Source organism: Leclercia sp. CFBP8987 (genome assembly GCF_034044995.2).
GTDB lineage: Bacteria > Pseudomonadota > Gammaproteobacteria > Enterobacterales > Enterobacteriaceae > Enterobacter > Enterobacter tamurae.
The window spans coordinates 4,579,893-4,590,875 of record NZ_CM188255.1; the positions used below are offsets into that span (position 1 = coordinate 4,579,893).

A 10,983-nucleotide genomic window follows, 5' to 3' on the forward strand; every position below is an offset into this window, starting at 1 on the left:
CCACAGGTTCATATGCACAATCTTTAATGGCAAACAACGGGGCCAACTTTTGCCATCCAGGTGCCCTGAGCAAAGAGTTCGCTGTCATTGTGAAAACCCAGTTTCACCATTGCATTACGCTTATGTGTGCTCACAGTTCGAATATTGCGATGCATCGTCTGTGCCACTCGAGAAACACTCTGACCTGAAAAAAGACAGGCAAGCACGTCCAGCTCCCGGGCGGTCAGCGACGGATAGGCTGGGGTCGCTTTAGAGAGCAGCAGTTTTGCTCTTGGGCTCAGCCACTGAGGTTTTCCGGACAACGCGTTGGTGACACACTGTGCCAGAGCCAGTACTGGCTCTTGCTTCAATAAAATGCCGCTGACCTTCGATGACACCAACAGTTCAAGAACACGATGATCGCTAAAATCAGTACAAACTATAATTTTCATTAAAGGATGTGAGTCGTGCAGATGGGCTAACAAACGCAACCCATCAAGCATAAGTTCCTTTTCACCACAGAGATCCATGATAAGCAACTTTGGCAACATGCTGTCGATGCAATGCGGGATCCCGGCAAGATTTTGGACATAGCTTACAGGCTCTGTGATCCCACAGGACTGCGTCAATACGCGTTTGATACCCATTGCAGTGACGGGACATGCGTCCATGATCAATACGCCTTTCCTTACTGTATCGAAGGGTGAGGTGCATGATGCAAAAGGGTCAGATGTTGAGCTATCTACACTGCTCATCTTACTTTCCTTGAATTCGTAGTAGCGTTCCGCGCGGAAGTTTGACCGAGAATGCTGCTTTAATTTACGTGCGGAAACGTCCTGTTTCCGCACTGACTTCTTTTACTGGTATACAAAGCTAAGCTGTACGACACCGTTGATGTCACCTGGTGTCGCTTTACCCGCCGAGCTGTAAGCACGGGCTTGCATATTAAAGGTTGTGCCATTGGTCTTGGAATCAATGTCCTGAACCATCGTCGAGCCATTTCCCAGGGATGCACCTGCAGCGCTTTGCAGCTCGATTTGCACCTCAGTTGCTGATCCGGTGTTCTTGTACATTTGGGTTTCGGTGTTATCCGGCGTACCGTTCAGCGTCATGGTGGCTGACGTCGTCGTTGCAGGGCAACTATTCACTTCAATTGCAATAGGTTTCCAGGCAGTTGCCGAGCCTGCCGTAATCAGGGATGAAGCTTCAATACTCTGCCCCAGATCCACATTTACCCCGCCAGTAGGTACGTTGATAGTGCACGGCGAGGCTTTAATGGTACCTGTAATGTTCAGCTGAGTATCAGCAATAGCTGAATGCGACGCTATAACGGCCACCAGACCCAGAAGTAACGCTGGCGCTTTTCGCTTGTTCTTCAATAAAAACGTTGATTCCTTCATCATTTTCCCTTACCGGTTTTCCGGGTTTATTGTATTTCAGCACGGATAGTGGCTGTTGCGGTGAAGTCACCCGTCTCAGGGGCTTTACCAGTGGTATTAAATGGAAATAAGCTGATCGCCGATGTTCCCACCTGACTGCTGTAGTCCATTGTCAGCGGTAGTTCCCCGCTCTGAGGGGCGACAGGCGCTCCGGCAGGGTCCTGAATTCTGACACCAACATCTTTATTGGTTGTGGCCAGCGCAGTGGGGTCGGTCGCATCTGGGGTGCCCTGGAAAGTGAGGCTGACTTTCACCCCGTCTGAAATGTTGGTGCACGCAACATCAAAGTTGACGGTTTTTGGTGTGAAGTTTTTGGCCTTTTCCCCTTTAGTGGCAATATTCCCGGACAGGATGTCGCCGAACGGCACGTTAATTACGCCACCGCCATTAATGACGCACGACTGAGGCACTGTCACCGTTCCGCTCATCCAGACGACTGAGACTGGTGTAGACGATTGCGATGTGGGGTCAGTGGCAACATACACATCAACCACTTTGGTCAGAGGAATAGTTTGTACCCCTACAAATGGTCGTATGAAGTAAAGGGATACAGACCCTTTCGATCCCGTACCGTAAACAGCGAAGCTACAGTTTTGCGCTACCGTTTGTTGATTACTGAAGCTTTGGAACGGCGTTGCTTTAGATCTTTTATACTCCCCTGCGATATATACCGAAGTGGCTGCCGCCAGATAATCGTTAATACGGAAATAATGGAGATTACCATCGCTATAGACCTCCCCGGTATCCGGCACTTTTGCCGTAATATAAGCTTCGGTATATTGGCCAGCACAAGCACAGATGACGCCGTAGCTCCCGTTTAGATTCCATTGATAGGCATCCTGGACCGTCCTTCCTGCGGTGTTTTCCGTCGGATTGTCTAACCTGTAGTCCATTATGAAATTAAAGGCTTTTGTTCCTCCTTGCGCCTCACACGTTCCCGCCCTGGCGGCCGTGCTTAACATCCCACCCGCCAGCATCAGGCAGATCAACGCACCGTTTTTTCCACCCAGATAACGGCGAAATAGATTGCGGCGTGAAGTTGCCTCTGCGAAAAATTGATTCGTACAATCGTTCATTTCCATATCCCGCCTTACCGGCAGTCTCCGTTGATAAGTTGAATTCCCGGTGTGGTTGATACGCTGTAGCTCACCCGGCAGGTCTGATCCGCTCTGCTGCCCCATGTCACCTTAAGCGTTCCGCTATCGGACATACCCGACAGATAAACCTGTCCACCATCGCCGACAATGCTGCCATCGTTCTTTTTGTCGTCTTCACGACTCACGGTTGCACCAAAAGGAACAGCCTCACCGTTAGCACGGATCAGCGTCATCAGTGCACGTTGACCAACGTTCGGATTAAAGTCTGCACGCACCACCGCCCCGCGGGTTGGGATCACCGACGCACTGGTCAGGGTCATATCCACATCGTCTGGCAAGGTTGCGGTATCGAGAGAAATTTGGTTACGACGGTACGCCGTGACGTAAGGGACAACTGCATAGCCACGCCAGTCCGTTTTCACACCGGTATTGCTGGTGATACTTACATCGTCTGCACCCGGAGCCTTAACTAATGCCACCGTTTCGCTCAAGGGTTGTGAAAGGGTCACGCCGTTTTCATGCAGCAGAATGCCGCCTTGCAGGCCGTAATCCATGCGTTGCTGGCTGCGGTCATATCCATAACCCACATTCACTTCACCGTAGCCGCCTTTATAATCTGCACTGGCGTAACCGTTAGCACCTTCCCCTTGAGAGGTGTATCCCTGACTGATGCTGTAATTCAGGTTGTTATCAGGCAGCGCCGTACCACTGAGGCCGATGTTTTGTGAAGTGTTACCATTTTCACTGCTATTGAGGTTGTAGGTGGCGTAACTGCCTGGTAACCATTGGTCTAATGAGACACTGACGTTTACCGCTACAATTTGATCGGTGTAGTAAGTCCGTTTGTTTCTGCTATCCAGACCATTGCGGTTATAGGTGTAGTTAATTCCATAAGCGATCCCTTTCCAGGAGTTGTTGTAACCCACACCGGCAGATTCGGTAGAACGGTTGTTGTTCCAGTATTCTTCTTTCACCAGATTCAACGAGAGTGCCCCTCCCTCTTTCCACAGGTTCTGGCTAAGGGTCAGTTCAGCACGGCTCTTTTTATGATCGCTGGAATAATTGTTTCCTCCGGCATAGCTATCCAGCGCCTCTTGCAGGGTATAAAACCCGGAAGTGGAATAGCGATAGCTGGCAAGACTGAAGTTAGTACCGGTTTCAACGAAGCTTTTGCCATAGCGCAGTCGGTAAGATTGTCCGCTGTCTTTGGCCATATGCTCTTGCTTGGCCCACGCCTGCGTGATATCGGCAGACAGTGCACCGATAATGCCAAGGTTTTTACCAAAACCCATTGCCAGCGACTGGTATTTACTCGCGGCCTGCGCCCCACCATAGATAGTGACACCGTGCGGCAAACCGTAAATTGCAGTCCCTTGGGTAAACATGGTCTTTTCGACATCATCGTTATATGAGCGGTACTGGCCACTGGTGATACTGTATTTCAGATGTCCTTCACGCTGAAGTACTGGCACGGAGGCAAAAGGCACGACCATGGTGCGTTCGGTACCATCGGCTTCTTTAATTGTTACGTTAAGGTCACCACTGCCCGCCGTCGGATAGAGGTCAGAAATGGCAAATGCGCCGGCAGGAACGTAGCTTTGGTAGATGACGTAGCCGTTCTGGCGAATGGTGACTTGGGCGTTGCTCTGGGCAATACCACGAACCACGGGCGAATAGCCCTTCATGCTATCTGGCAGCATGTCATCGTCAGAGGCCAGCTGCACGCCGCGGAATGGCACAGTATCGAAAATATCCGTGGGTGAGTTGCTGTCGCCCAGGGTCAGCTGAGCTCTTAATATCTGAATGTCACGCTGGAGATAGGTATTGATTGAATCCCAGTGCTCATTGCCCTTGCTGTCACGGTTCCAGGTTGAATAATTTCGAAGGCGCCAGGCACCCAGATTCGCCCCTGAACGCAAGTTCAGGTAATAGGTATCAGAGTCACTACCGTCACTATTTCGCGCATCCGTGTTTGCGCCGCTGAAGCTGTAATTCATCAGCAAGGCAGGGATCCCTGAATCCCATTTATCAGGAGAAACGTAACCGCGGGCCTGAGAGCTTAGCGCCGCCTGAGGTATGCTCAGATCCAGGCGTTGCTGGTTGAAGCGGAAATCAGCAGAGGATTTCGCTATCGCGCCGGTAAAATCGGCGCATTCATCAGAAGCCTTCAGGCTGCGGAACATCCCTATTCTTACGCCCATATTCTGAAGCAACTCACCGCTCAGACATGGCTGGAGACTTTGTTTCCCGGAAGCATCTGTCGCCAGAACAAATTTTACATCCCGACTGTCGACTTCCATCCCATTAAGGTAAATATCGACACGGTAGGTACCCGGAGGCTGCACCGCCCCGTCTTCAAATATAGATAAATCCGCATTGCCCTAGTTTGGATTATCAATTTCAAGTAAAGCGGGGTTAAAATAGCCCGCAGCGTTAGCCAGCCCCGTCCCGCTCATTAACATGGCTATCTGGCATGTTACCAATAAGGCAAGACGAGAACGTGAAAAACCTCTCGAAGTATGGCTCTTCGTTATATTGTTCATTTTTATTTTTCCATTTGTTAACGCAGTTTGGATGACTAACGTTTTACTGACTTCCTTGTTTAATCAACGAAACAGAATTCCGACAATGGAGATCAGAGACTGGCAGACAGAACTTTACTGATGCCACCGTAATCATTGATAAACTGCCAACTCAGCGAACCTCCCGCAATATTGGCTGGTAAATCAAAACTGGCATCCGATTGCGGCGCCACCATGGTGACGTTTTTCAGCGTAGAACCATTGATTTTAACGTTGAAAAAAGTGATGTAATGCGGAGAGGGATTGGTTACCTGAAGCCGGTTCCCTGCCCGTTTCCAGGTCAAGCTTTTCGCTGACTCATCCAGCGTGCTTTTAACCCCGGCAGGACGGAAAATAAGTTTGATACGGGTTTTCACCGCAATTTGCAGCGTGTTTTCTCTCTTCTCTGCTGAAGGAATCGATTTGATGTTTAACCAGAACAGAGATTCTTTATTCTCTGGTAGATTGCCCCCGGCACGCACTACACGCAAAATATTTTGCTGGTTAGCGTCCAGTCGGAATAAAGGTGGAGTAACAACAAAGGGAGCGTTTGCCGCTCGTGTGCCCTGCGGTGTATCCCCACTATCCACCCATGATTGAATGAGATAGGTATTATTATCAGGATTACCGACATTAATGGATGACTCTTTCTTTCCGCCGTCATAGACCAGACGTGTGCCACCTACGACAATACCAGCCTGCGCCGTTGTACCAAAGGCGATTAATAATGCTGCCGCTACTGTAGCGCGCCATGTTTTCATGCTGTCCCTGCCTGTCTTAACCGTTTAAAAAAGACCAGAGGCAGGAAATGCCCCCGGTCTGATTTAGCTCAGCGGAAATTACTGATAATCGATAGTGAACTGAGTTACAGCGTTCGCTTTACCTACTGTAACGCTGTCAGTCAGGGAGATATAACGTGCGGTGAAGTCCAGTTTGTTTTCGCCAGTGCTCACCAGGGTATAAACGGATGAGTCTTCGTACAGTGGCATCACTTTGTTCTGGTTGTCAGAAATCTGGATACCCACGCCAGTTGCAGTATCGGCACCAGCAGTCAGTGCCAGTACGCTGTTATCACCAGGGACCTGGTTACCGTCGAAACGCACGGTCGCGCCGGTCACGGATTCTGGGCAGTTTTTCAGTACCAGTGTGAATTTCTTAGCAGCTGCCGTAGCACCCGCAACAGGGAATTCGAGACGATCAATATTACCCATCTGAACGTCCTGGTTTTTTGACGCAGCATCAACCACACAGACGTTATCGGTGATGGTACCGATGAAATTCACAGAACCACTAGCAGCAATAGCAGAAGAAGCAAATACAGAGGTAGCCATCAGTGCAACAGCAAGAAGATTCTTTTTCATTAAATGTATCCCTATTAACAATGTATATCGATGTGCCTGAAACCGGATATCGAATTACTTTTGACAAAGCCGTATGTCATTCCTTTTATTTAGCTCATGAAGCTTCCGACTTCATTCAATAAATTCAATGTATGGAATTATCCAAACACACAATCCATTTTGAACTAAATTGGCGCTAAATGTAGTGAGCTGGATAATTGATGTCAATACTGACTCCCGCAACCCGGATTAATTTATTTTTAAGATATAAACTTCAATGCGTTACAGCACTCCACTGTATCGTGTCATTATTAACCCTCTCGGTTATTTCTTATATTCACCAAGCTTATTTATCCATTAAAATTCAAACCACTCGCCCTTCAAGATAACTACCCGCACATCATCACTATACATGCTCTACATTTTTACTTTCCTTTCGTATATCCACTACACTCTGAACATTTCGATAATATATAGCGCTGTATTATATATGAATTATCCTTCGTCTTTAAAACCTGTCAGCTTAGTGAAAATCATCTTCACACAGGAACCGTTTAACCCGATGACCTTACACACCTGCCGGTGTCAAAAGTGAAAAATAACAACCATGCTATTACTGTCTGTCACATAGTAAAAGCATTAATAATCCCCCCTGGTTATAGATATAACGGAATTTAAAAATCCATTATTTTAATCAATGGCTGGAAATAGTACTTTCTACTACATTATCTAACAGCGCTACCGCTGGTCTCACAGACGCAATATTCACTTTAAAATCCCATTAAAATCAATAGAAAAAACAACTTCAAAGGGTGTTTTGCACCATAACATTACGCAATCCCGTGACCGCAGATGGAGCCGGATGGTATAGATTTTTTTCGTTTACCTGATGATTTAGAAAAATGCTTAATATTACTTTTGCGCAATGGAGTTTTAAGATCTTAGTATTGCTATTACCCTCTCTGCTCAGCCGCTTTCTAAACCTCCCTTTGAAGAGAAACAAAAAATCATCTACGTTACATATTAATACTTATCAAGGTCGTGTAAAAAAATAAAACAACCAATGACGATGAAAACTGTTAATCAACCTGTACGAAACAGGATTGCTAATTACAATAAAAATATGATTTTAAACTTCTTAAATTTAAGATAGAGAGATTTGGTGGTGTTAACAGCCTGGTTAAAACATCAAATAACAATCAAACCACCTCTTTATCTTCCATACTGCAAACAAATAGATGGTATTTACTCCTTATGAATGGCGCGTTACGCAAGGAAATTTCTTAGAGGTTTGCTGCTTTTTTTGTGATTCAGCAGCTTATTTTCTTCAAATTAAGGCGGTTTTCGCAGGCAGGGACTTTACACATCAGTAAAAAAAGGACGCATAGCGTCCTTTTTATGAAAAATATTCTGTCAAGGTCCGGATCAGGCGGAAAGACCCCCGTCCAGAATAAGCGTTTGCCCGGTCATATAAGTACTGTCATCGCCGACCAGCCACGCCACCGCCCCGGACACTTCTTCTACTTTTCCGAAGCGTTTCATTGGAATGGTCTGACGCAGCGCTACCCGCTTTTCTTTGGGCATATCGGCCATAATTTCAGTGTCGATATAACCGGGCAGCAGGCAATTGACCCGCACGCCAAAACGCCCTAACTCCACCGCCATTGTCCGTGCCAGACCAATCATTGCTGCTTTGCTCGCCCCATAGGCGCTTTGCCCACTGTTACCTTTCACACCGGTAACGGAAGACATCATCACCACAGAACCTCTGCCCTGCATCATCATCGGTTCGATCAGCTGATGGTTCCAGTAGAAGATGGCGTTCAGGTTGGTATCCAGCACTTTGCGCCAGTTATCGGAGTTTTGGTGGATGTGCAGAGCGTCGAGCGTGATACCCGCATTGTGCACAATCGCATGAGGCGCACCATATTGCACCAACAACTCGCCAGAAAGACGAAATACGGCCTGTTCGTCACTTCCGTCACATTGATAGCTTTCTACCCTGCCCGGTAATCCCGCGCAGGCCTGCTCTACTTCCAGGGCCGCATTTTCATTCTGACACCACGTGAACACCACGTTCCACTCTTTTGCCAGGCGCAGCACCGTGGCACGCCCGATCCCCCGGCTTCCACCGGTCACTAAAACCCATTTATTGCTCATGATTTAGTGACTTTTATCGCTGAGGTACTGGCATAACTCACGCAGCGTCATGTTGATGTTATCCACGAACAGCTCGGATTCCACGGTGACACCAAACTCTTTTTTGGCCAGCACCATCAGTTCCACATAATCCAGGCTATCGAGTTTCAGTTGATAGAGCGGCATATCCGGATTCAGATCGTCCATCTCCAGGTCCTTCGCGTCGCATAACATCTCACAAACCTTGCTGTAAACTTCATCAAATTGCGTCATGTTTTATTCCTTTAATTCAGACATCTCAGATGTATGTTGAGATTGATTGTTTTTTGTTGAAGATCCGGGTCGGTTAACCCACCAGCGGACTGGCTTTTAAGGTAACTGTGACAGACATGAGCGGCTCACCGGCGCTCCAGGCCTGAATGTTGGCCAGTAAAACCAGCCCAGTGTTTTTTTCACCCATCACCAGCGTCGGCTGGATACAGTAATCCAGGGATTCAAGTCGCTGACTTTCCTGCCACGGGCTCAACAGACGTGGAGAGAAATGCGTTTCATGGTGGGTCTGTACGACCTGTACCTGGCTGAAAACGTCACTCAAACTGGCAGCCTCAGACTGAGGGATAATACTGTGCACGGTTTCCAGCGTAGCCGGGTCATTTACCATCTGGCGGAACAACAGCGCGTCAAGAAAGTTCCACAGGGGTGCGGCCTGGCTCTGCACGGCAAGAAAGGGGGCGTAAAGCGCTGCCAGTGTTTCTCCATCGAGCGTTTTCACCTGCGTGATGGGCGATAAATCCAGTGCATGGTTACTGGTCAGTTTGCTGCTCATACCGATCTGCTGCGTATGAGCATTCAGCAATTTCCCGCTAACCTGCACCTGTTCATTGCGGCATGTTTCACCGACGGATAATTGATAGGGCGTTCCGCACGCCACCGGCTCACGCAAACGACAGCTAAACACCAGGCCGCAGGATGCTGACGCGTGTTTTTCCAGCGAAGCACTGAGCGCAGATTTTACATCCAGCATCGCGCGCATACCGTGTACGCATAATCCGTCCATGCCAAGTTGCTTCGCCTTCGCAACGTCAAAATGAATCGGATTATAGTCACCGGAAAATTCCGCCCAGCGTTCGGCATCACGCAGACTGTAGTTCAGGAACATTATTTTCCTCGCCCGATAACCAACGCCGCGTTTGCCCCACCAAACCCAAAACTCAGATTGAGCGTGGTATTGAGTTTCGCCGGACGATGCACATTCGGGACATAATCCAGATCGCATTGCGGGTCGGACGCATCAAGGTGACAGGTCGCAGGCACTATCTGATGTTCCATGGCCTGAAGGCATAAAATCGATTCAAAACTGCCTGCTGCTGCGATCAGATGGCCAGTGTAGGATTTGGTGCTCGAACATGGCGTCACATAGGCCGCCTCACCCAGGGCAATCTTGATCGCCTCAGTTTCATTAAGATCGTTGAGCGGTGTTGAGGTGCCGTGAGCGTTGATGTAATCCAGATCGCTCGCAGTAATGCCGGCCTGTTTAAGCGCATTGCGAATAGTCTGTACCCGCGCAATTTTATCCTCAGCCGGTGCGGTAAAATCACAGGCATCAGAGAAACTTCCGTAACCCAAAATTTCGCCCAGAATATTAGCCCCGCGCGCGATAGCAGATTCACGCTCCTCCAGACACAACACCGCCGCGCCCTCACTCAGCACAAAGCCGTTGCGATGGGGGCTGAACGGGCAGCAGGCACGCGTGATGTCCTCCTGCTCGCTGGCCAGCGCGCCCAGCACATCGATATTCCATACTGCTGAATCGGAGCGTAGAGATTCACCCGCGCCAGCCAGCATCATGCTTGCGCGGCCATTGCGGATCACTTCGAATGCATCGCCAATCGCGATCGTGCCCGTCGCGCAAGCCGCCACCGGTGTATTTTGATAGCCACGCAGCCCCCAAAGAAGGCTGACCGCTGCCGTGGATACGTTAGGCATCGAGAAAAAACAGCCAAAGGGTGAACCGACACCGGTACGCAGGTAGTCATCGTAGTATTGCTGCGTCTCGTCCTGGCCAGCCCAGCCGGTGCCCATGATGACGCCGCAGTCGCGCAGATCGTAATGCTGCTCTGGCTTCTCATCGCCAAACGCCATCTGCATGGCTTCACGCGCAGAGGCCAGAGTCAACCGCGCATAGCGAGGCAGCCGACGTCTGATCGCGGCAGGTACGCCTTTGAGCGAAGGCTCCTCATCAATGAGGCCATAAAAACGGGATTTAATCCCGGCGGCTGATTTATCGCAGTAACGATAACCAACCTGGTAATCCATGATGGCTGCCCAGCTCTGGGTGGAATTCATACCCAGCGGCGTCACCGCACCATAACCGGTGACCACAACCCGACGCGGCGCGCCCCTTGTCTGTGAAACGTCGATGTCCATA

Annotated in this window: 9 protein-coding genes and 1 pseudogene; all 10 read right to left on the bottom strand. The window is 49.1% G+C overall.

Going from position 1 to position 10,983, the window contains the following annotated elements:
• Positions 1–23: 23 nt before the first annotated feature.
• The 10 genes and pseudogenes from SOM40_RS22110 to SOM40_RS22155 all read right to left on the bottom strand — a co-directional run bounded on the left by SOM40_RS22110 (position 24) and on the right by SOM40_RS22155 (position 10,982).
• On the bottom strand, positions 24–734 hold the full coding sequence (locus tag SOM40_RS22110; RefSeq protein ID WP_261645072.1) for a LuxR C-terminal-related transcriptional regulator: 711 nt from the start codon (positions 732–734) through the stop codon (positions 24–26).
• 102 nt (positions 735–836) lie between these two features.
• Positions 837–1,382, bottom strand: coding sequence for a fimbrial protein (locus SOM40_RS22115; RefSeq protein WP_261645070.1), 546 nt, complete (start codon positions 1,380–1,382; stop codon positions 837–839).
• Positions 1,383–1,405: 23 nt separating this feature from the next.
• Positions 1,406–2,500: a fimbrial protein gene (locus tag SOM40_RS22120; RefSeq protein WP_261645069.1), complete on the bottom strand. Its 1,095-nt coding sequence runs from the start codon at positions 2,498–2,500 to the stop codon at positions 1,406–1,408.
• A gap of 8 nt (positions 2,501–2,508) precedes the next feature.
• Positions 2,509–5,058 (bottom strand): annotated as a pseudogene (locus SOM40_RS22125) (fimbria/pilus outer membrane usher protein).
• A 92-nt stretch (positions 5,059–5,150) separates the two neighbouring features.
• Complete coding sequence (locus tag SOM40_RS22130) at positions 5,151–5,837, bottom strand: fimbrial biogenesis chaperone (protein WP_261645067.1); 687 nt, start codon at positions 5,835–5,837, stop codon at positions 5,151–5,153.
• A gap of 78 nt (positions 5,838–5,915) precedes the next feature.
• Positions 5,916–6,437, bottom strand: coding sequence for a fimbrial protein (locus SOM40_RS22135; RefSeq protein ID WP_225760009.1), 522 nt, complete (start codon positions 6,435–6,437; stop codon positions 5,916–5,918).
• A gap of 1,404 nt (positions 6,438–7,841) precedes the next feature.
• Positions 7,842–8,576 (bottom strand): SDR family NAD(P)-dependent oxidoreductase, encoded by a 735-nt coding sequence (locus SOM40_RS22140; protein WP_225760007.1) that lies wholly within the window; start codon positions 8,574–8,576, stop codon positions 7,842–7,844.
• 3 nt (positions 8,577–8,579) lie between these two features.
• A complete protein-coding gene (locus SOM40_RS22145) occupies positions 8,580–8,828 on the bottom strand; it encodes an acyl carrier protein (RefSeq protein WP_166184609.1) in 249 nt (82 codons plus the stop codon).
• Positions 8,829–8,901: 73 nt separating this feature from the next.
• On the bottom strand, positions 8,902–9,714 hold the full coding sequence (locus SOM40_RS22150) for a MaoC/PaaZ C-terminal domain-containing protein (protein ID WP_261645066.1): 813 nt from the start codon (positions 9,712–9,714) through the stop codon (positions 8,902–8,904).
• Entirely contained in the window at positions 9,714–10,982 is a 1,269-nt protein-coding gene (locus SOM40_RS22155) for a beta-ketoacyl-[acyl-carrier-protein] synthase family protein (RefSeq protein ID WP_261645065.1), read from the bottom strand. Before SOM40_RS22155 ends, SOM40_RS22150 begins: the two co-directional genes overlap by 1 nt.
• Position 10,983 lies beyond the last annotated feature (1 nt).